Origin of the sequence: Massilia aquatica, assembly GCF_011682045.1 — a bacterium.
In the GTDB taxonomy this organism is placed as follows: domain Bacteria; phylum Pseudomonadota; class Gammaproteobacteria; order Burkholderiales; family Burkholderiaceae_D; genus Telluria_A; species Telluria_A aquatica.
Genome location: NZ_VVIW01000011.1, coordinates 1 through 21541 on the forward strand (window position 1 = coordinate 1; position 21541 = coordinate 21541).

Consider the following 21541-nt stretch of genomic DNA (forward strand, 5'->3'; position numbering starts at 1 on the left):
CTTGCAAAGCATGGGGAAGCAGCATTTGCTGATGCTGATCGTATGGAAGGTAGCTCGTCGTCATTTGACAAGTTTACCTCGTCACCATTCGGATTGCATCAGTTTCTGCCGCGCAGACTCCTAGCGGTGGGCAACGCAGCAAGGCGCCGCTTATGGAAGCTCGAAATGACAAGAATTTAGGCGCACTTACTTAGACGCCGGCGTTCTGTTGTCAACGGCCCGCCCACGCACCCTTCATTAATCACTCAAGCATGTGTACAGTTTGCGAACGGCAGCAAGAAATCGATTCTGCGTTTGGGGCAATGCAGGAAGTTGATCGAAGGTCCAAGCCGACCCGGGCGCCTCATCACGGACTTGGTGCACTGGCGTTTCGTTGCCGTGGAGGCCATATCGGCGTGGCCTTGTACCAAGCGAAGCATGGCGGCAGGAAGTGTGTGATGGTGCGCCGAATATTGAAGAGATCGCTGTCGGGCTATGATGTGGCTGGCACAACTTCTCTCATCAATCACCATGACGACAATCAAATTCCTCGGATGTGTTGCGCTCGGCGCGATGTCGGTATCGGGCGCGGCGCACGCCGACAGGACTGTACGCAACAGCGCGGAGTGGTCCAGCGCGGTTGCCAGTGTCCAGCCCGGAGAAACGCTGCTCCTGAGCGGCCAGTCGGGTGATTATCCCGGCGCGCTGACGCTCACGGACAAGGGTGACGCCACCCTTGCCCCGATCACCATCCGCACCGCGCAGCCGTCCTTGGTGCTCAAGGCGCTGGTGATCGAGGGCAGCACCAATGTGCTGGTGCGCGATCTGCGATTCGCCTCGTCCAGCGCTTCCGCGCTGATCAAAATCAAGGGCTCCAGCCAGATCCGCATCAGCGGCAATGTGTTCGGCCATGCCGGCGTGCAGACAAAGCAGAAGTCAGTGGAGTTTTCCACCGATGGCGAGAGCCGTGACAATGAGATTTCCTACAATCGCTTCGAGGATTTCGACCGTTCCTCGGACAGTCCCGTGATACCCGTCCCCGGCGCCGATTCGGGCGGCAAACCCGTGCCCGCCAGCTTCATCCAGACCGCATCGGCGCTCGCTACCCATATCCACCATAACCATTTCAAGAACATCCGCCCGTTTATCCAGAACCGCTCGGTGGCGGGCGACTCCGGCCGGGAAGCGATCGCACTCGGTACCGCAAGTACCCAGCAGATTGCGGCCGGAACGATCATTGAAGCGAATCTGTTCGAGGATTGCGACGGCGAAGACGAAATCATTTCGGTAAAAACCTCGAAAAACCAGATCCGTTACAACACCTTCAAGAACTCCTACGGCAGCCTGAGTTTGCGCCAGGGCCAGGGCACCAAGGTCTACAGCAATTACTTTTTAGGGGCCGGCGCCGGCAAGACAGCGGCAGACCCCAACTACCAGACCGGCGGCGTGCGCGCCTACGGCGCCAGCCACACCATCTATAACAACGTCTTCCACGGCCTGAGCGGCACCCAAGCGCGCAAGCCGATCCTTCTCGACGCCGGCGACATCAGCGCCACCGACCCGGATGCCCTCTCGAACAAGCACCGGGCGGCGACCCGAGTCCAGGTGCTCTTCAATACCTTGATCGATAACGCGGAAGGCATCAGCGTCGAAGCGAGCGATGCGAAATCTCCCGTTGGCGCGCAAGGCAATGTGATCGCCAATAATCTTATCGAAGGCAAGCTCGGAACCTTGTTCAACGATCGGGGCACGAATACCGTCGCGGCAAAGAACATCGCTTACCCTACCGCCAATGCCAGCCTGGGAACCTCAGGCCGCCCTCTGCCGAACCAGGCCTGGACGACGGTGGAAGTGTATGAAATCAGCGCTTCCATGGTTGCGGTCAGCAAGAACGGTTATGTGTTGCGGGCGCCAGGCAGCGGCAGCCACGCGTACGGCTATGCCAGTGCCGCGTATCCCGGCATCAAGCTCGATATCGATGGCCAGATCCGCAGCAGTGGCGTGGTCGGCGCCGACGATTATTCCAGCGGCGTTGCCGAGTATCGCAACAAGCCGCTCACCGCGCTCGATGTGGGGCCGGCTGCAAGGCCCTAGTATCACGAGCGCATAAGTTACTCAAGCGCCAGCAAGAGCGGAAGATCACAACGCGACCGCGAGCCCCCACGCGATGAGGCTCCGAACAACCTGGGGGGTGAAGACGTCACCATCCCCCTCGAACCTTGGACAGGCGGCGCGAATCCCGGGCGCGCCACGACCGCGCGAGACGACAGCAGTTCGGCTCTTATCGGGCTGACCAAGTCCGTAGCGCAAGAATAGCTCCTGATCCATCGCTGCGACGATGACCTGGACGCCATTAAACCAACCCTGATCATATTCATCAAAGCTGCGCCACAGATACACGCGTTCATCGACGCTGATGCGGCGCTTGCCTTTTGCACTGATTGCCATCGTGTCCTCATTATCAACGGTGCCGACCCACTATCTACCAAGGAAATTCTATTTCAGCAACAATAAGAGGGTGTCAATGCTCATATTAACAATTATAATTTCTAAGACGAAATTTCAATCCACCGACTTCGGGTGTGATTGACCTACGCGCGCTGCCAGCGAACAGTCACTGCCATGCATTCAAGCGGTCCAACCTCATGCTCACCTGCCATGGCGCCGGACCGGTCCACCCCTTCATCGTCACCGGATCATCATGCAAACCCCTGAACTGCTGCTCTCGAAATTGAACCAAGCTTTGCGCGAACTGCGTGGCGCGGCCCGGGTGCTGGACAACGACCTGCTCGACGTCCAGTTGTTGCAGGTCATGCGCCGCCTTACACTCGCGGAAATCATGAATGAGCGCTGGCTGGTCGCCGTCGGCGGCACCCAGGGCGCTGGCAAGACCACGCTGGTACGCACGCTCTACGATCTGGGCGACAACGATCCCTGGTTGCCGGCCAACGAAGGCCGCGGCGAAACGCTGCCGATCCTGATCCAGGAAAGCGCCGACCACGCCGCACCGAGAGGTTACGCCATGGTACTGCGAGCGGTCGACGATGGATCGCACCACTTCATGACGGAGGAGAGGCCGCTGGAGCCAGATGCGTTCGTGCAAGCCTGCCGTGGAAAGATGGCGGAGGTGCTGCTGCCGGTACTGCGCGTGCCGCGCCGCCACTTCCAGCACGATGGGCAGGCCCTGATCCTCCTGCCGGGCTACGAGAAGCGTAGCGCGGACAACGGGGTCTGGCAGGACCTGATGCGCCAGGCCTTGTTGGGGGCCGCCGGTTGCATCATCGTGACCGACGCTACCCGCATGGCGAACCAGGGCCAGCAGGAAGTGGTGAAGGACATGCTCGCCAATGAACTGCGCACGGTGCGGCCCCTGATCGTGGTCGCCAAGACCGAAGCGCTGCGCGGCGATGCGCACAAGTTGACGGAACTACGCCAGACCGCCGTCGCCACCTTCGAACTGGAGGGAGACGACGCGCTCGAACGCGTGTTCTGCGCGGGCGTTGGCACGACTGGCTCGGGCGCCGATGTTGCCGCGCCCTGGCTTGCCGACCTGTCGGCGGCCCTGCGCGACATGTCGCTGGCCGGGAGCGCATCGCGCCAGGTCCAGCTGGCCAGGCTGGAGCAGACCCTGTCGGTCGACCTTGCCGCCGTGCTGCGCGAGGTCCGGACCCACGCCACGCTGTCCTTGCGCCAGTCCGGCGGCGGCAGCGATCAGGAAGTGCTCAAGGAATGCCTCGACGCTTTTGACGACGCCTGCACCGACTTGCGCGCGAAGCACCAGCAGATGGTCATTAAGTTGACGGGAGCGCACTATGCCCAGGCTTGGGAACAGATGCAGACGCGCCTGGAAAACGAGCACGAGGGATTCTGGAACAAGATAACGGGGACGTTGGACACCGTCACAGAGACGCAGCGCAAGCTGGAACAGGATGTCCTGGCATCCTGGGACACGCCGGGACCGCTCCTGCAACAGTACACGGCCGGGCTGGCCGGGCTGACGGCAAGGGTGGCCGGGCCGGCCCTGGCGCCGGCCAACTTGCCGGCGTCGGCCACGCCACTGCAGCGCCTCGGCTATATCGACGACAAGAACCTGCCGGTGGCAGCCAGATTTACCGACGCGACGACGCAAGCGAACCTGCGCACCTTGTTGCGCAGCCGCGCGGGCGACGTCGCCAGCGGCCCGTCCAACCGCGAGCTCGAGCGGACGGTCAGGCTACTGCCAGCCATGGTGCTCGAATACACCCGCATCGCATCGGCCCTTCCCCAACTCGTGCAGGTCAGCGCAACCACGCTGGCGCGCATGCCGCAGGCTGACCTCGCCGAATCGGCCGGCAGGATGAAGCAGCAGTTCTCCGAATTCGCCGATACCTCGGGCGGCATCCTGAAGGGGATCGCCGCCGTCATGGCAGTCGACATCGCGGCAGACGGCCATGCCGACATCATCGATACCCTGCTCTCGACGGTCGGCGTGGGGAGCAATGCGGCCGCCGCCAGCACGGGCACGGCCGCCGGTGCGGCCGGCCTCACGATTGGCGGCGCGGTAGCAGGCGCCATCGCGATCGGCTACCTTGCGCACAGCGCATTGCAGGAAGTACGGCGCCACGACGGCCAGGTGCGGGGCCTTGCCGAAAGCATGATGCAGCACATCCGCGACCACCATCAAGTCCATTTCGGCGCGCGCTACGACGACCTGATGAGCACCATGCGCAGCCACCTGAAGGATGGCCTGCGCCGCCGCTACGGGATGGACCTGCGCCTGGAGCAACAGGACCGGCTGCAGAAAGCGCTCGCCGATGTGCGCGTGCTGCAGCAGGACCTGCTGTCGCAACTGGCCAGTTCGGGCCACACGCTGGCGCTGTTCGACACGGCCGCCGCATGATCAAGCGCGGCCATGCGTCTGCGCGCTGGGCCGCTATGCGCAATGCGAACCTCGAGTGGGCCTACCGCGCCTACCGGCGTTTTATCGATGAGCTGAGCGACGACGTGCGCGCGCATCTGATGGATGGCGAGGGTGCGCGCGAACCATACGTTGCCGTGTTCGGCAAGACCCAGGTAGGCAAGACCACCCTTCTGCTCGAATTGATGGGCCTCGGGAGCGATGCCCAGGTGCGCGTGGGCAAGGTTCTGCGCGGCGGCCGCGCAGCGGGCAAGTCGGCCACCGCCACGACCATGGAGTACCGGCGCTCGCCGGATCGCCACTGGCGTTTCGACGACGGCGCCGGCATCCGGCAAATCGACAGTGACGCCGCAATGTCCGAAGCGCTGGGCGAACTGCGCCATCGAATGAGCGTTGGCCACCTGCCGGCGGAAAAGCCAGTGGTCGTATCGATTCCTGCAGATTGCTTCGCGCAGGGTGCGGAAGGCAGCGGCCCGCGCATGCTCGACCTTCCGGGCGACAACCCGGCCGACGAACAAGAACGCAAGCACGTCGAGCGCATGGCGGCGCGCTACGTACCGTATGCCGACCTGATCCTCCTGGTCGGGCGCGGCGACGATCTGTCGTTCTTGAATCCCGATGCGCTCACCCTGCCCAGCATCGAAGATTGGCAATACGTGCCGAACCGGTTTCGCATCGTCACAACGTACTCGTTTACACCCGATACGGTACGCAAGTTTGCCCTCAACCATGAGGGCACGCTGACGGCCGAGCACTTCCGCGCGCGCCTGCGCGAGCAGATCGACACGTTTGGATTGACATTGTCCGAGGAAGCCGCGCGCTCGGAACGCTATTTTCCGGTCGAGATCGGCCAGTCGTGGCAGACCATGCTGCGCGACGACGACGCGCTCGCGCGCCGCATCGGACCGATTGTCAGGGAACTGAAGCAGTCGCTGCATGCCGACATCCGCGCCTCGGCCACGCAGACCGCTCGCTTTCGCAATGCGCTCGACGTGCATGTCGTCACACGGCGCAAGCGCGAAGCGTGCATCCGGCAAGGCCAGGAGGGGCTGGCCAAGCTGACCGGCCAGATCGACGCGGTCGATGCACTGCGCCAGAAGGCCATGGAGGGCAAGCGGCAGGCGGCCCGCCAGGCCAGCGTGGCACAGACGCGGCTGGCGCAGCGGGCAGAGGTGGAAAAAGAACTCGCCGCCGCACTCGCGATCGACCCCGCCGCGCAAATCTCCCAGGTCGACCAGCTCAACACGCACACCAGCGCCCTCTTCATCCGGATCGACGACGTCACGTCGTGGCTGCGCCAGCGCTTCCTCGACGCGGCACCGTCCAGCGGCCCTGCCCGGAAATTCCTGGGCAGCTCACGGCCGAACCTGGCGGCCAGCAGCGCCAAGGTCAAGAGCATCGCCGGGCGTGAATTTGCCGGCCTCAGCGCATCCATGGCAGGCTATCGCTTGTCCGAATACTACCCAAGCGTGTCGGACAGCTTTTCCAACGACAAGGCCAATCTCAAGCGCAACATTCGTGACGCGGCGGCCAAGACCGCCGCGCTGGCGCAGAAGGTATGGCGCGAACACGTAGCCAGGCGAGCCGCCGAGCTCGAAGCCGAGCTGGCCCAAGTCCAGGGTGACGTCGCGAACCTGACGCAGATCGCCGCGCAGCAGCAAGCTGCATGCAACAAACTCAAGGCGCGCCGCGACAAGGTGAACGAGGAGATGGAGCACGCGCTCGCGCGGCTCGACAGCGATGAGTGCGCCGCCGCGCGCTTTGGCAGCATGCTCGATGAAGAATACCTGGCCGAACTGCGGCAGCGCCGCGCGCACATCGCCGAGGCCGCTGATCCCGGCGATGCCTTGCTCACCCTGCTCTCGGTCGCCGACATGGGCGAACAACGCGCCAAGATCAAATTATCCTGAACGGAACCAGCATGAAAATCGACAAGAAGCTGCAAGACCAGGAACTCCGGCACAAGATCGACGAACAGGAACAGGCCATGTCGGCCTTGCTGACACGCGTGCTGGAACGTCCGCTCACGCCTCTGCACAAGGCGATCGAGGAACTGCGCGCGCAGATCGCGGCGGTCGAGCAGGCGAGCGTCCACGCGGCGCAAACCGCCGAGGCAGGCTTGAGCGAGCTGATGGAAGGCCAGGGCAAGCGCTTGAAAAGCCAGGTCAACGATGTGCTCGACGACGTCGAGGGCCTGAAGGGTGCGTTGGCGGGCTTGTCGGCCGCGCTCGAGACGCGCCACGGCGAGCTGCTCGGGCATGACGAACGCATGCACGACAGGCTCGCCCGGCAACAGGCGCACTTCGATGACGGCCTGGGCAAGGCTGCGGCAACACTGGACACGCTCGACCACAAAGTCGCTTCCGCTGCCGATGGCATCGCCGTGGCGGCACGCATGGCGGCGAAGGTGGACGCCGACCTGGGCCTCCTGCGCCAACAAGAACAGGCGCATGCTGGAGAACTCAACGGTGGATTGGACGCACTGGTACAGCAGCTCAATCGTCACCACGCCGGCCTCGCGCAACGGATCGAGACGGTCACGCCGGCGCTGGTACCGTTGTTCGACGCCCTCGGGGCCAGCGTCGACAAGTCGTCCAGGGAAATTGTCCAGGGACACGATACGCTGGCCCAGGCCCAACAAGCTTTGCTGACCAGCACCGTGCAGCAACAGCTCGCCCTTCAGCTCGCACCGTTCCAGGCGCGCACGACATGGCTGGCTGTCATGTGCGCGCTCAGCTGCGCCTCGACACTGGTCCTGCTGGGCATGCAATTGATCCACTGAGGAACTGCCGCGATGAAACGCGGAACCGGCCGTCCAGCAGCTCGGCCGGATGCAAAGCGCGTTGCGCCGCAGCTGCCCGAGCCGCATTGACGGCATGCGCGTTGGCAGCCTGGTGGCGCCGCCGGTCCATGTTCTTCCCGAAGCGGTGCTATTTTGATTTTTTGACATGACCTGACTCGCCTGGTGGCGTGACGTATGGTCAAGATCGGCCTGCATCACGAACCGGGGAGACATGTTGGGAATTACCCAAAATTTTTCCCATATCCGACTGCGACGTTGTGCATTAAGGCATCATGCCCTGGAAAGGCGCATGACGATTGGTGCGGCTGGCGGGGATCGAACCCACGACCCTTGGCTTCGGAGGCCAATACTCTATCCACTGAGCTACAGCCGCGCTGAGGAAAATTGAACGTGAAGCGAAGGATACCGTTTTTTCTCACCCCGCGTCCATGGAAAGTGTCGCGTTACGGGGAATTTGCGTTCCATAAGAGGTGCTTTGAGTCTATAATCGCGGGTTTGGCGAGTATTTGCAAGATCAACATGCGAACACGACCGGCAGCTTTTTGAATATTGTACTAAGGACATCATGAGCGACGCACACAACGAACACGAATCCGCGATCCGGACACCCAAGCAGCTCGCCGCTGCGGTTGCCGGTTTCTTCCTGGTCACTGTCATCGGCATCATTCTGCTCGTGACGTTCGTGACGACGACGAAAACCACTGGTGCCGGCACCGAGAGCCAGAAGGCCGAAGCGGTCGCGGCGCGCCTGCGTCCGCTGGCCGACGAAGGCTTCACGCTCAAGGATGCCAATGCACCGAAAGTGTTCCTCGCTGGCGACGCCGTGTACACGGCTAACTGCGCAGCCTGCCACGCGACTGGCGCCGCTGGCGCCCCGAAGATGGGCGACGCCGGCGCATGGGGTACCCGTATTGCCCAAGGTTACGATACCCTGGTCAAGCACGCGATCGAAGGTATCCGCGCGATGCCTGCCCGCGGCGGCAATCCCGACCTCGATGATGTCGAAGTAGCGCGCGCAGTCGTGCACATGGCCAACCAGAGCGGCGCCAAGTTCAAGGAACCAGCGACCCCGGCACCAGCAACGGCCAAGCCAGCGGACGCCCCTGCCGACGCAGCAGCGCCGGCGCCAGCCGAAGCAGCCGCACCGGCACCAGTTGCAGCCCCAGCGGCGGCAGCACCAGCCGAAGCGCCGAAACTGGCCGCCGACGCAGGCAAGACCGTCTACAACGCCGCATGTATCGCTTGCCACGGCGCAGGTATCGCCGGTGCGCCGAAGTTCGGCGACAAGGCCGCCTGGAGCGCACGCATCGCCCAGGGCGCGTCGGTGCTGCATGAGCACGCGATCAAGGGCTACATCGGCAAAGCCGGTGCGATGCCTGCCAAAGGCGGCTCCTCGGCCTCCGATGAGGAAGTCAAGGCAGCGGTCGATTTCATGGTTGCCGCAGTCAAGTAAGCGTTCGCACTCAATAAAAACCGTCCGTCCAGGGCGGTTTTTTTTCGTCCGCAGATCAATAGCGCGGGCGTAAAAAAAGGGCCACTCGCGTGGCCCTTTGTCATTGCAGCAGGATTACCAGATCGTGACCCGGTCTTTCGGCGCCAGGTACATCTTGTCGCCTTCCTTCACGCCGAACGCTTCATAGAAGGCCGGCTGGTTCATCATGGTGCCGTTGGCGCGGAACTGGCCCGGCGAGTGCGGATCGGTCTTGACCTGCACGATCTGCTGCGCTTCGCGCATCTTCATGCGCCATACCTGGCCGAAGCCCATGAAGAAACGCTGGTCGCCGCTCAAGCCATCGATCACCGGCGCCGGTTTGCCGCCCAGCGACAGCTTGTAGGCCTTGTAAGCGATCGCCACGCCCGAGTTGTCGCCGATGTTCTCGCCCAGGGTCAGCTCACCATTGACGTTGTAGCCCTTGAGCGGGCTGTACGCGCTGTACTGCTTGACCAGCATGTCGGCCTTGGCCTGGAACTTGGCGCGGTCTTCCTTGGTCCACCATTCGCGCAGGTTGCCGTCGCCGTCGGACTGGCTGCCCTTGTCGTCGAAGCCGTGGCTGATCTCGTGGCCGATTACGGCGCCAATGGCGCCATAGTTCACCGCGTCGTCGGCGCGCATGTCGAAGAACGGCGGCTGCAGGATCGAAGCCGGGAACACGATCTCGTTCATCGTCGAGCTGTAGTAAGCGTTCACTGTCTGCGGCGTCATGCCCCACTCTTCGCGGTCGATCGGTTTACCGAGCTTGTTGATGCCGCGGTTGTAGGCAAACTGGCGCGCGCGCATCATGTTGCCGACCAGGTCATCCTGCTTGACCGACAGCGCCGAGTAATCGCGCCATTTGCTCGGATAACCGATCTTCGGGCGGAACTTGGCCAGCTTGGCCTGGGCTTCCTTCCTGGTTTCCGGGCCCATCCAGTCGAGCGTGTCGATGCTCTGCTTGTAGGCCACCAGCAGGTTTTGCACCAGCTCTTCCATGCGCGCCTTGCGCTCGGCCGGGAAATGTTTGGCGACATATTCCTTGCCGACCGCTTCGCCCAGCACCGTATTGACGGTCGCAACGCCGGTCTTCCAGCGCGGCTCGTTCTCCGGCACGCCCTTGAGCACGGTTTCAAAGAACGCGAAATCGGCGTCGACGAAGTCTTTCGACAGGTATTCGGAATAGCTGCTCAGCAAATGCCATTCAAAGTACGATTTCCAGGTCGCCAGATCGGTCTTGTCCAGCACCTGGTTAAAACCGGCCAGGTAGCTCGGCTGGCCGACGATGACGTAGTCGGTCTTGCCGGCAATGTTGGCCGCGCCCAGCGCGCTCTTCCAGTCGAAACCGGGGGTCAGTTCACCCAGCTTGGCGATCTCGACCTTGTTGTAGCGCTTGACCGGGTCGCGCAGGTCGACCTTGCTCCACTGTACTTCAGCCAGCGCGGTTTCCAGCGCCAGGATGGCCTTGGCGGCGCCGGCCGCATCTTTATGGCCGGCCATGCCCAGGGTTTTCTCGATGTGGCGCTCGTACTTGGCGCGCACGTCGGCCAGCTTGGTGTCGTCTTTTTTCAGGTAATAGTCGCGGTCCGGCAAGCCCAGGCCGCTCTGGCTGATGTAGGTGGCGTAGCGCGTCGATTCGCGGCTGTCCTGGCCCACGTAGATGCCGTATGGCGTACTCACGCCGATTTGCGACAGGTGCGCGATCAGGGCCGGGATGGCTTTCTTTTCACGCAGTGCGCGGATGCGCTGCAATTCGCCGGCCAGCGGCTTGTAGCCGAGCTTTTCCAGCTTGGCTTCGTTCATGTAGCTGGTGTACAGGTCGCCGATTTTCTGGGCTTCGCTGCCGGCTTTCTTGTTTTTTGCGGCCTGCGAGGCTTCGATCAGGGTGCGCAGCTGCGGCAAGGTGTCGTCGCGCAACTGGGCGAAGGTGCCCCAGCTCGACTTGTCGGCCGGAATTTCGGTCTTTTTCAGCCACACGCCGTTCAGGTAATTGAAGAAATCGTCCTGCGGGCGCACGCTGCTGTCGATGTATTGCACATCGATGCCGGAAATCGGGCCGACGGGTTTTACCGGTTCGGCGGCGTGGGCAAAAGCGGCCGCCAGGCTCAGGGTCAGGGTGCTCAGGAGATAACGTTTCACGGGTGGGTGTCCTTATGGGGCAGGTAAAAAAGGGAGAGGGCTTGTGGCCGCAGCCGAATACTATAACTTCATTTCAAGGCGCACGGTCCAGGTGGTATAGGTGCGGCCGGCCGAGTCCGACAATTGCGCAATGCCGCCCTTGGTCACGGTGCGGCCGGAAAGGTAATCGTCGTTCATCAGGTTGTTGGCGGAAATGCGCAGCTGGGTGGCGGCGCTGAACTTCCACAAACCGTAGATGTCGAACTGTCGTTTGACGCCCGTGGTGGCCACTTCGTCGGCGCTGGTGCGCACCAGGATCGCCGGGGTCCAGTTATAGCTGCCGCCGAGCGTCATCGGCAAGTCTTTCAGGCGCCAGTCGAGGCCGGCATTGGCGGTTTGTTTGGCTTGCTGGTCGAGCCGGTTGTCGGGGCCGGGAATGCCGTCCACGCTCGACCAGAAGCGGCTGTAGTTCGAGCGCAGGTCGATGTTCGGGGCATTGGCGACCAGGTCGGCCAGCTGGAATTTGGCTTCCAGCTCGATGCCGCTGGTGCGCGCGCTGCCGATGTTAGACGGGCTCGACAGCCAGCGCGGGCCGTCCGGGGTGTCGCGCAGGGTCAGTTCGCGCCGCATCAGGTTGTCGATTTTGCGGATAAAACCGCTGGCGCTGAGGATGCCGCCCTTGCCGAGGTAATGCTCGTAGGCCAGGTCGATACCCTGCGCCAGTTCCGGTTTCAGGTTCGGGTTGCCGGTGCGGTCGGGCCGGGTCGCGCTGTTGAGCTGCGAATAGGTCGGCACGGCGATCAGGTCGTTCAGCTGGGGTGCGCGGTAGCTCTGCGTCAGGCTGGCGCGGATCTGGTCCTTTTCAAAGCCGGGAATGCGCCAGACGCTGTGCAGCACCGGGCTCCACACGCTGCTGTTGTTGCGCACGTCGCGCCCCTGGTTGGTGGCGCTGGTGCGAATGCCTTCCCAGCGCAGGCCCACGTAGGCCGACCATTGCGGCGTGATGTCCCACTCGTCCTGCACGTAGGCGGCCACGCGGCGCGTGTCGGCCGTCATGCTCGATCCGGATTCGGCAAACTGGGCACGGCCGTTGACCAGCGCTACCGTGCTTTGCTCGCGCTGTCCGCCTTCGATGTCCCAGCCGGCCGCCAGCAGGTGGCCCTTGGCCAGCGGCGTGCTGTACTTGCCGCCGCTGTTGAGGCTGTGGTTGCGCGAGGTGTCGACGTCGTTAAAGTAATCTTTCAGCAAGCCATTGTCGGCGTACTGCTTGCGCAAGGAGGTGCTTTCGCTGCGGCCGGCGCCGAAGCCGAACTTGACGTCGAGCTTGGCGCCAGCCTCCATCCGGTGCAGCCAGTTGCCGAAGCCGCGCAGCATGGTCATCGACGAGCTGGAGTCCGCCAGCGCCAGCGCGTATTCGCGTTGCGGCGGGCCGATGCGCTGGGTCAGCAGGCTGTCGCTGTTGCCTTCGCTGCGGTTGTGCATCAAGAACGGCTGGAAATTGAGCGTGTCGCCATTGTCGAATTTATATGACAGGCGCGGCGTCAGGTGCAGCGAGCGCGCGCTGCGGCTGCTATGGGCGTCGACTTGCTGGTCTTTCAGCAACACGCCGGCCGGATCGCCATCGTACCTGTCCTGGTAGGTCGTCACGCTCGAGTCGGCCTGGCGGCCGGTGCCAGCCGAACCGCTCATCAGCCAGGTCAGCGCGCCCGCCTTGCCGGGCATGGTAAGCGAGACGGTCGGGCCGTGCCGGCCATCCTCGATGCTGTCGGACAGCTTGAGCTGCATGTCTTTCTGCTGGTAACCCTCGCGCAGCACCACATTGATGGTGCCGGCAATCGCCTGGGTGCTGTGCTCGGCCACCGGGCCGCGCATGACTTCGATGCGTTCGACCTGGTCGGGCGAGAGCGATTCGAGCGAAAACCCGGCTGGCGGGCGCTCGCCGTTGACCAGCATCTGGGTGTAGCCGTTGCCCAGGCCGCGCATGCGCACGCCGCCGCCGCCGCGTCCCGGCGGCCCGCCCATGGTCACGCCCGGCAAGCGCTTGAGGATTTCGCCGACGCTGCTGTCGCCGTTGCGGTCGAGTTCCTCGCGCCCGAACACCATCTTGGCGGCGGTCGAGAGGCGACGTGATTCGGTATCGTCGGCGCGGCTGCCGTTGATGGTGACGGCCGTGACGCCCGCTGCGGGCTGGGCTGCGGCCGCCGGCTTGCCTTTGACGCCCGGCACACCTGGCGCATCGGCCGGCACGGCCGGCGCCTCCTGCGCATGGACGGAACAAGCGCTGCTGGCGAACAGGGCGGCGCAGGCGAAGGGAATCAGTTTGCTCATCGAAAATTCAGTGGTGGATCAGGCTGGCTGGACGGCAACTGTCGGGCGCGTCATGAGGCTCGCGATGACCGCATTCTAGCCCCTGCATTCCGGACGGAACCACCGGCCCCGGTTTTTTTACTTTTCGATACACAAACCGCCACGGCGCTTGATCTCCGGCGCGAACAATCTCGCTGCGGGCCGGGGAATCGGGTTTATACTGGATTCGTGCCAGCTCATCAGCGGAACTGGCGTTTTTTCTTCGCATCGTAGGTGACATCATGGGTTCTACCCTCAAAAATTCCGGGCTGGTCAGCCTGGGCGCGATTGCCGGCGTGGCGATTTCCATGCAGTTTTCGGCACTCGCGCAAAAGCCGGTCGATCAAGGCATGCCGCTCGAGGAGTTGCGCCAGCTGGCCGAGGCCTACGATCTGATCAAGACCGATTATGTCGAACCCGTTGCAGACAAAAAACTGCTGACCGAGGCCATCGCCGGCATGGTGGCCTCGCTCGATCCCCATTCTGCCTACCTCGACAAGAAAGCCTACCGCGACCTGCGCGAGGGCACCCAGGGCAAATTCGTCGGCCTCGGCATCGAAATCGCCCAAAGCGAGGAAGGCTACATCAGGATCGTGGCCCCGATCGAGGATTCGCCGGCCTGGCGCGCCGGCATCAAGGCGGGCGACCTGATTACGCGCATCAACAACGAAGCCATCCAGAACCTGGGCATCGACGAAGCGATCAAGAAGATGCGCGGCGAGCCGATGAGCAAGGTCACCCTGACCCTGCTGCGCAAGGACGTGCCGCTGCCGCTGGTGATGACCATCATGCGCCAGGAAATCATCCAGAAAAGCGTCAAGGCCAGAATGGTCGAGCCGGGCTACGCCTGGTTGCGCGTTTCGCAATTCCAGGAACCGACCGTGGATGACATGGCGGCCCGCCTGGCCGCGCTGTACCAGCAGGATCCGGGCATCAAGGGCCTGGTGCTGGACCTGCGCAACGATCCGGGCGGCCTGCTGCAGGGCGCGATCGGCGTGTCGGCCGCGTTCTTGCCCAAGGGCGCCGAAATCGTCTCGACCCGCGGCCAGTTGCCCAACTCGCGCCAGAGCTACCTCGGCAAACCCGAGTTCTACACCTTGCAGGGCGACGGCGACGCGCTGGCCCGCTTGCCGGCCGCGCTCAAGACGGTGCCGATGGTGGTGCTGGTCAACACCGGCTCGGCCTCGGCCTCCGAAATCGTGGCCGGCGCGCTGCAGGACTACAAGCGCGCCATCATCCTTGGCAGCCGCACCTTCGGCAAGGGCTCGGTACAGACCATCAAGCCGCTCGGCAGCGACACCGCCGTCAAGCTGACCACGGCGCGCTACTACACCCCGGCCGGGCGCTCGATCCAGGCGCGCGGCATCATTCCCGACTTCCTGGTGGACGAAAACGCCGACGGCGATGGGATGAACGGTTTTCGCATGCGCGAGGCCGATCTGGAAAAACATCTCTCCAACGACCGCGACAAGGAAAGCGCGGCCATGACGCGCGAGGAAATCGAGGCCCAGCGGCGCCTGCTGGCGGCCGAGCGCAAACGCAAACCGCTCGAATACGGCAGTGCCGACGACTTCCAGCTGGCCCAGGCCATCAATCACCTGAAAGGCTTGCCGGTGCGGCTGGCCAAGGCGGCCAAGGTGGAAGAGCCGGCCGTTGCACAGGCGCCGCCGGCGCCCGCCAAACTCAAAAAATAGCGGCCAGGCCGCGCAGCCAGTGCGGCTTCCACGCCAGGGTGAATGCCACCGACATGGCGCCGGCGCCCAGCAACAGTACCGCCAGCAAGGTGCCGAATCCGGCGCCATGCACGGCCACGCATAGCGCGCAGCCGAGCGCCAGTCCGGCCGCTGCGCACAGGCGCTGGCGGCGCAGCGGCGGCGCGTCAGCCCGCCCCGTCACGGTCGTCCAATGCGCCTCCTGCATCAGCGCCAGCATGCCGAACGCGAGCCAGATTGCGGCAAACGCGGCCACGCTCAACAGACCATCAAGCATCGCTGCGCCCTCCGCTGCGGCGCGCCACCATGACCGCGACGACGGCGGCGGCCAGCAGCACCGCATCCATGCCCGCCACCGCGTACAGCCCTGTGCCCAGGGTACGCAGCGGATGGTCGCCGGTACCGCTCCAGTTCAACAGCACCGCCAGCAGCGCCAGCGCGGCGATGGCCCAGGCCTGCTCGCTCCACCCTTTGGCGGGCCGCAGCCAGGCATGCGCGAACGCGGCCAGCCAGGCCAGCCAGAAGGCCCACATCTCCAGCTGCGCGCGCGCCATGCCGGCGAAGACCGCGTCCAGCGGCAGCACGCGGTTGGCGACAAAGAACGCCAGCGTCGCCAGCATGATCCCGCTGACGCTGCCGATGGCCAGCCCCTCCACCACGCGCACCCCGGCCAGTCCCTTCTTCGCATGGCTGGCGCGCCGCCCTTCGATCCAGAACAGGAAGCCGGTGGCGATCAGCACGCAGCCGCACAGGCCCGCCGCAAAGTACAGCCAGCGCAAGGTCCAGTGCTCGAAACGGATGAAATGAATGCCCGACATGAAGCGCTGCACCGTCATCACCGGCCTGGCTTCGAAGCGGTGCAGCAGCGCGCCGCTGGCGGCGTCGAAATAGATCTGGTCCAGGTTCATGGTGATGTCGGCGGCGTAGGAGCGGCGCAGCTCCACATAGCTGTTGGCGTCACCCGGATGGAACACGCGCACGAAATACGGCCGTCCGCCGCGCCACTCGGCTTCGGCGCGCGCCTGCATGGCGTCGAGCGAGCCCAGTGTGCCGGGCGCGTTGGCTTTGGCGCGCTTGAAGCGGCCGTAGGCGTCGGCGCTGAATGCGGCCTTGGCTTTTTCGCCGCTGCCGTACACCGCCTGGTGCGCCGTTGGAAAATAGATGGTGATGAAGATGATCAGCCCTGACAGGGTAATCATGAAGTGAAACGGCAGCGCCAGCACGCCGGTCAGATTGTGCAGGTCGAGCGCGCTGCGCTGCAGGCGCTTGCGCGGGCGGAAGGTGAAGAACTGCACAAAGATTTTTTTGTGGATCACCACGCCCGACACCAGCAGCACCAGCATGCTCATGGCGGCTGCGCCCACCAGCCATTTGCCCAGGTCCATCCACTTGACGTGCAGGCTGTAATGGAAGGGGAAGATGAAGCCCGAACCGGCCTCGGTGCCCTGCTCCGGAATGAAGGCAAGGCTGGCCGGGTCGAGCAGGCGGCTGGTGGCCTGGCCCTTGCCGTCGCGGTGCGACAAAGTCAGCACCGGTTCGCGCGCGGTCGGCAGGTCGATCCGCCACTGGGCGGCGCCGGCCGGCACCTGCGGCGTGACCGCCTGGGCGACGCGGTCGAGCGAGAGCGGTTGCGCGCTGGGCACGAGGCGTGTCTGCGGCATCATCCAGCGGTCGATCTCCAGGTCGAACACGCTCAGAGTGCCCATCCAGAAAATCGCGAACAGCAGGCTGCCGATGGAGACGCCAGCCCAGGTGTGCAGCCAGGCCATCGACTTGGTAAAGGTGCGGTCCATGCTCTTACGCCAGCAGGTACAGGACGGCGCCCATGGCCGCCATGGCCAGCGCCAGCACGCCCCACAGGCGCGCCAGGCTAGGCACGCTGAACGCCCACAGCAGCAGCGCCAGATACACGATAAAGCCCGTCATGGCGGCCAGCGCCACCGCTTCGGAACGCGCCAGCCCCGAGCGCGCCAGCAGCGCGGCCGCCGTGGTCACCGCCAGCGCGGTGACGGCATAGCCGCCGAACACCGCGCCGGTGATGCGCAGGCCCGTGCGCAAGCCGGTGGACGCCTTGGCCGCGTTCATGTCAGAAGTTCAGCGCGTAGCCGAGCGTGAGCACTCTTCCGCGTCCGGCGAAATAGCGCTTCGGCTCGACCAGCGCGCTTTGCGAGTAGAAGGTGATGTAATCGCGGTCCAGCAGGTTGGCCACCGCCAGCCGCACTTCGCCCTTGGCCAGCTTGTAGTTGATGGTGGCGTCGACCAGGGTGTAGCCGCTGAACTCCTTGGCCGGATCGTCGAACTCCTGGTGGAATGCGTGCTGCGCCTGGACGAACGATTTGAGCTTGCCGCCCCAAGTGGCCGCCCAGGTGGCGATGAAGCGGTTCGGCGCCACGTTCAGGCCATCGAGGCGCGCGTCCAGCGAGCCGTTTTCGTCGCTGTCGTAGCGGCCCTTGGTGTAGGCGTAGGCCAGCCTGGCGCGGTGCGCGGCCGAGATGCGGTAGCCGGCCGCCGCTTCCACGCCTTCGATGCGGGTCTTCTCGCGCGCCATCATGAAGGCGCCGTTGACGGGAATGACGCGCGTGCCGAAGTCGGAATCCGAGCGGAAGATGCTGGCGTCGATATCCCAGTCGCCTTTGCGGATGCGGGTGCCCAGTTCCACGCTCTTGGTCAGGATCGGTTGCAGGTCGCGCATGCCGGCCACGTTCTGGCCCGGCGTATTAATCGAGCGCAGCACGCGGCCGATGTCGGGCATGCCGAAGCCTTCCGAATAGCTGGTGAACACGCTGACCTCCTGCACCGGCTTGTACACCAGGCCCGCGTTGAGCAGGGTCTCGTTAAATTTCAGCTTGCCGCCTTCGACCGCCACCCGCTTGTACTGCGCCAGCGTGCGGTAGCTGTCGATAGTCAGGTCCGCCTTTTCCCTGCGTACGCCGACGTGCAGGGTCAATTGGTCGAGCAGCTTGTATTCGCCCTGGACGAACAGCGACAGGTTGCGGTAATCCGATTCCGGCACGTAGGTGCGCCCGGTGCCGTACAGGTCTTGCTTGCCCTTGTCGAACAGGGTGTCGAAGCCGCCCGTGAGCTTCACGCGCCCGCCCGGCAGGTCGGATTTGCCGAGACTGACCTTGCTGCCATACTTGGACGCCACGGACCGCGACTGGTCGTACAGGGTGCCGACCGGGGCGATCAGCGCATCCTGGAAGGTGGCCGAATTATCGGCGCCGAACAAGCCCTCGAATTCCTGGTTGAACACCATCGCCGACAGTTCCATGCCCGCCAGGTCAGCGTGGCTGTAGGCCAGGCTGGAAGTCCACACATCGTTCCACGGTGCGGTGCCGGGCGGCTTGCCCTCGACCGAAACGCTCGGCAGGCCGGTCTTGCGGTCGCCCGCCAGCACCAGGTAATTGGCTTCGGACTTGATGCGGAAGCGGTTCACCGACAATTGCAGGCGCTGCTTGTCGTCGATCCAGTAACCGAGTTTGGCCAGCATGTCCCAGGTGCGCGAGTCCATCAGGTCGCCCTGGGTATTGTCGGTGCCGACCGCGCGGCCCTTGCCGTCGCGGTACAGGCCCTGGTCTTCAACACCGGCCGAGAACAGGTATTCCAGCTTGTCGCCGCGGCCGGAGACGCGGTAAGTGCTCTTGTAGCTCGTCACGTCGCTGCCCAGGCCCGAGGTGGGCGTGCTGGCCTGGACATCGACGTGCTGGTTGAAGGAGCCTTTTTCGGGGCGGCGGGTGATGATGTTGATGGTGCCGCCGGTCGCGCCCAGGCCATTGACGGCGTTGGCGCCCTGGATCACTTCGATCCGGTCGACCATCGCATAGTCGATGGTGTGGGCTTCGCGCCCGGTCGGGCGCATCGGGTTCGATTGCGGCACGCCGTCGACCAGGATCAGCGGCGCGCGCCCGCGCAGGGTTTCGCCGGAACCGTTCATCTTGCCTCGGCTGGGCGTGTAGGACGGCAGCACGCTGCTCAGGAGGTCGGACGAATTGCTGGAAATGGCCATCTGGCGCTCGATCTCTTCCTTGCGGATGATGACCACCGTCTGCGGCGCCTTGTCCGCCTCGATGTTCGAACGCGAGGCCGAGACCACCACCGCCTGCATGGCCGCGTCGTCCGACTGCGCCTGCGCCATCGGCGCGGCCAGGGCGGCGAAAGCGATCATCACGGCGGCGGAAAGGGGGTGGCGTTGCGGCGGCGGGGACATCGGTGATTTCACGGGCGGTTCCTTTATGGTGGATGCATGCAGCCATGCGCGCTGCATGGGGAAGATCCACACCAGCGCGTCCAGGCTGGCAATGTCGTCAAGGGAAAGTCCGCGGAGAGCGCCGGCAAAGCGGCTGCACAAACGACGGTCCGGCGCGTTGGAACGGGGCCGCTGGACCAGTCTATTGAGAATGATTTTCATTATCAAGTAGGAAATCGGCATTGTCAACCTGCAAGAATACGTACTGACAGCACCCGCTTTTCTCGCCACCGTGAATCTCATTGTGTAGAATCGTCGGCACCTGCCGGGTCATGCCCGGCTTACCCTATTTGAAAGCTCCACCATGAAACAAGTCGTCATCAGCGGCACGGGCCTGTTCACGCCGCCCCATTCGATCTCCAACGAAGAGCTGGTTGTCGCCTTCAACGCCTACGCCGAGCTGTATAACGCCGAGCACGCCGACGCCATCGCGGCGGGCGAGCTGACGGCCATCGAAAGCTCGAGCGCGGCGTTCATCGAAAAAGCCTCGGGCATCAAGTCGCGCTATGTGATGGAAAAAGCCGGCATTCTCGATCCGGCGCGCATGACGGCGCGCATTCCCGAGCGCGCCGACGAAGAAATCTCGCTGCAGGCCGAAATCTGCGTGGCGGCGGCGCAGCAGGCGCTGGACCGGGCCGGACGCACCGCGGCCGACATCGACATGGTGCTGGTCGCCTGCAGCAACATGCAGCGCGCCTATCCGGCCATGGCGGTCGAGGTGCAGGAAGCGCTGGGCATCGACGGCTTCGGCTTCGACATGAACGTGGCCTGTTCCTCGGCCACCTTCGGCATCCAGACGGCGATGGCGGCGGTGCAAAGCGGGCAGGCGCGCGCGGTGCTGGTGCTCAATCCCGAAATCACCAGCGGCCATTTGAACTTCCGCGACCGCGACAGCCACTTCATTTTCGGCGACGCCTGCACCGCGATCGTGATCGAAGCGGCCGACACGGCGACCAGCGCGCACCAGTTCGAGATCCTGGAGTCGAAGCTCAAGACCAAATTCTCGAACAACATCCGCAATAACTTCGGGTTCATGAACCGGTTTGATGAGACGGGCGTGGGCAAGCCGGACAAATTGTTCCGCCAGCAGGGCCGCAAGGTGTTCAAGGAAGTGTGCCCGATGGCGGCCGAGATGATCCGCGAGACGGTCACCAACGCGGGGCTGGAAGTGGCGCAGGTATCGCGCTACTGGCTGCACCAGGCCAACCTGAACATGAACCTGCTGATCACCCGCATGCTGCTCGGGCGCGATGCGGAACCGCAGGAAGCGCCGGTCATCCTGGACACTTATGCCAACACCTCGTCGGCCGGTTCGATCATCGCCTTCCACAAGTACCAGGACGACATGCCGAGCGGCTCGCACGGCGTGATTTGCTCGTTCGGTGCGGGGTACTCGATCGGCTGCGTGGTGGTGCGCAAGAAGTAAGCGCGCGAGCGACGGCGCCGGGGCCGTCGATCAGAACAGGGTCGGCACGCCGTTGTACCGCAGTGCCGGCATCTCGTTCAATGTTTGCAGATACACCAATATCTCGTGAGCGGATGACGGATCGCCTGGCGACAGCGCCTTGCTCAACAAGGTGATATGGTAAAAGCCGTCGTCCAGCTCCAGGCGCTGGTGGGCGGGACAGGCGGGCGACCAGTCGATGAGATCGAACAGGTCGCGGATACACAGCGACCTGTCTTTCACTGCGACGCCAAGCCGCAAGGCGCATCCGTACACATCGCGCATGTCGGGCGGGGGATATCCGGAACGGAAAGTGAGCACAAACATCCCGGGCGAGCCCGTACTGACGCCGACAATCAGGCCTTCCAGCGCTTGCCGTTCCACTTCGGACGGATTCTCGAAGCCGGTTTCCAGATAATCTTCCCCTTCCGCGATGCCGGCGGCGGCAAAGGGAGAATAGATGATGAAGCCGGGTCCCGCGATCTCAAGTTCCATCGATTTTTCAATGCGCATCGGTTTCTCGCC

The 21541-nt window shown here is 63.9% G+C and carries 16 protein-coding genes and 1 tRNA gene; 8 read left to right on the forward strand and 9 right to left on the reverse strand.

Annotated features, from left to right (window positions below):
- Both F1609_RS34295 and F1609_RS18530 read left to right on the forward strand, forming a co-directional pair.
- Window positions 1-180, forward strand: a 180-nt coding sequence (locus F1609_RS34295; RefSeq protein ID WP_206752963.1) for a hypothetical protein, incomplete at its 5' end; no start/stop codon positions are given.
- A gap of 330 nt (window positions 181-510) precedes the next feature.
- Window positions 511-2073 (forward strand): polysaccharide lyase 6 family protein, encoded by a 1563-nt coding sequence (locus F1609_RS18530; RefSeq protein WP_167077897.1) that lies wholly within the window; start codon window positions 511-513, stop codon window positions 2071-2073.
- 45 nt (window positions 2074-2118) lie between these two features.
- Here F1609_RS18530 and F1609_RS18535 read toward each other — a convergent pair whose 3' ends face one another.
- The gene (locus F1609_RS18535; RefSeq protein ID WP_167077899.1) at window positions 2119-2427 is read right to left on the reverse strand and encodes a hypothetical protein; all 309 of its coding nucleotides are present in this window, start codon (window positions 2425-2427) and stop codon (window positions 2119-2121) included.
- A 253-nt stretch (window positions 2428-2680) separates the two neighbouring features.
- On the opposite strand from F1609_RS18535, the gene F1609_RS18540 reads away from it, so the two are divergent.
- The 3 genes from F1609_RS18540 to F1609_RS18550 are packed head-to-tail and all read left to right on the forward strand — an operon-like array spanning window position 2681 to window position 7658.
- The gene (locus F1609_RS18540) at window positions 2681-4858 is read left to right on the forward strand and encodes a hypothetical protein (protein WP_167077901.1); all 2178 of its coding nucleotides are present in this window, start codon (window positions 2681-2683) and stop codon (window positions 4856-4858) included.
- Window positions 4855-6786 carry a hypothetical protein gene (locus F1609_RS18545; RefSeq protein WP_167077903.1) on the forward strand — a complete coding sequence of 644 codons (1932 nt, stop codon included), beginning with the start codon at window positions 4855-4857 and terminating at the stop codon, window positions 6784-6786. The genes F1609_RS18540 and F1609_RS18545 overlap by 4 nt, the downstream gene beginning before the upstream one ends.
- Before the next feature lie 11 nt (window positions 6787-6797).
- On the forward strand, window positions 6798-7658 hold the full coding sequence (locus F1609_RS18550) for a coiled-coil domain-containing protein (protein WP_167077905.1): 861 nt from the start codon (window positions 6798-6800) through the stop codon (window positions 7656-7658).
- 318 nt (window positions 7659-7976) lie between these two features.
- Here F1609_RS18550 and F1609_RS18555 read toward each other — a convergent pair.
- Window positions 7977-8052, reverse strand: a tRNA-Arg gene (locus tag F1609_RS18555).
- A gap of 192 nt (window positions 8053-8244) precedes the next feature.
- On the opposite strand from F1609_RS18555, the gene F1609_RS18560 reads away from it, so the two are divergent.
- Window positions 8245-9132, forward strand: coding sequence for a c-type cytochrome (locus tag F1609_RS18560; protein ID WP_167077907.1), 888 nt, complete (start codon window positions 8245-8247; stop codon window positions 9130-9132).
- A gap of 114 nt (window positions 9133-9246) precedes the next feature.
- Here F1609_RS18560 and F1609_RS18565 read toward each other — a convergent pair whose 3' ends face one another.
- Window positions 9247-11289: a M13 family metallopeptidase gene (locus F1609_RS18565; protein ID WP_167077909.1), complete on the reverse strand. Its 2043-nt coding sequence runs from the start codon at window positions 11287-11289 to the stop codon at window positions 9247-9249.
- 60 nt (window positions 11290-11349) lie between these two features.
- Window positions 11350-13596: a TonB-dependent receptor plug domain-containing protein gene (locus F1609_RS18570; RefSeq protein WP_167077911.1), complete on the reverse strand. Its 2247-nt coding sequence runs from the start codon at window positions 13594-13596 to the stop codon at window positions 11350-11352.
- A gap of 260 nt (window positions 13597-13856) precedes the next feature.
- Here F1609_RS18570 and F1609_RS18575 point away from each other — a divergent pair, with 260 nt between their 5' ends.
- The gene (locus F1609_RS18575) at window positions 13857-15308 is read left to right on the forward strand and encodes a S41 family peptidase (RefSeq protein WP_167077913.1); all 1452 of its coding nucleotides are present in this window, start codon (window positions 13857-13859) and stop codon (window positions 15306-15308) included.
- Here the strand turns inward: F1609_RS18575 and F1609_RS18580 are convergent.
- From F1609_RS18580 to F1609_RS18595, 4 genes are read right to left on the reverse strand one after another with little or no spacing between them, the layout of a single operon-like run.
- Window positions 15298-15603 carry a DUF3325 family protein gene (locus F1609_RS18580; protein WP_167077915.1) on the reverse strand — a complete coding sequence of 102 codons (306 nt, stop codon included), beginning with the start codon at window positions 15601-15603 and terminating at the stop codon, window positions 15298-15300. The genes F1609_RS18575 and F1609_RS18580 overlap by 11 nt on opposite strands.
- Window positions 15596-17119 (reverse strand): PepSY-associated TM helix domain-containing protein, encoded by a 1524-nt coding sequence (locus F1609_RS18585; protein WP_167077917.1) that lies wholly within the window; start codon window positions 17117-17119, stop codon window positions 15596-15598. Before F1609_RS18585 ends, F1609_RS18580 begins: the two co-directional genes overlap by 8 nt.
- Before the next feature lie 4 nt (window positions 17120-17123).
- Entirely contained in the window at window positions 17124-17411 is a 288-nt protein-coding gene (locus F1609_RS18590) for a hypothetical protein (protein ID WP_167077919.1), read from the reverse strand.
- Between the two features lies 1 nt (window position 17412).
- On the reverse strand, window positions 17413-19545 hold the full coding sequence (locus F1609_RS18595) for a TonB-dependent receptor (protein WP_370661641.1): 2133 nt from the start codon (window positions 19543-19545) through the stop codon (window positions 17413-17415).
- A gap of 331 nt (window positions 19546-19876) precedes the next feature.
- On the opposite strand from F1609_RS18595, the gene F1609_RS18600 reads away from it, so the two are divergent.
- Window positions 19877-20998, forward strand: coding sequence for a beta-ketoacyl-ACP synthase III (locus F1609_RS18600; RefSeq protein WP_167077921.1), 1122 nt, complete (start codon window positions 19877-19879; stop codon window positions 20996-20998).
- A gap of 30 nt (window positions 20999-21028) precedes the next feature.
- Here the strand turns inward: F1609_RS18600 and F1609_RS18605 are convergent, their stop codons facing one another.
- Window positions 21029-21529 carry a hypothetical protein gene (locus tag F1609_RS18605; protein ID WP_167077923.1) on the reverse strand — a complete coding sequence of 167 codons (501 nt, stop codon included), beginning with the start codon at window positions 21527-21529 and terminating at the stop codon, window positions 21029-21031.
- Between the last annotated feature and the right edge of the window lie 12 nt (window positions 21530-21541).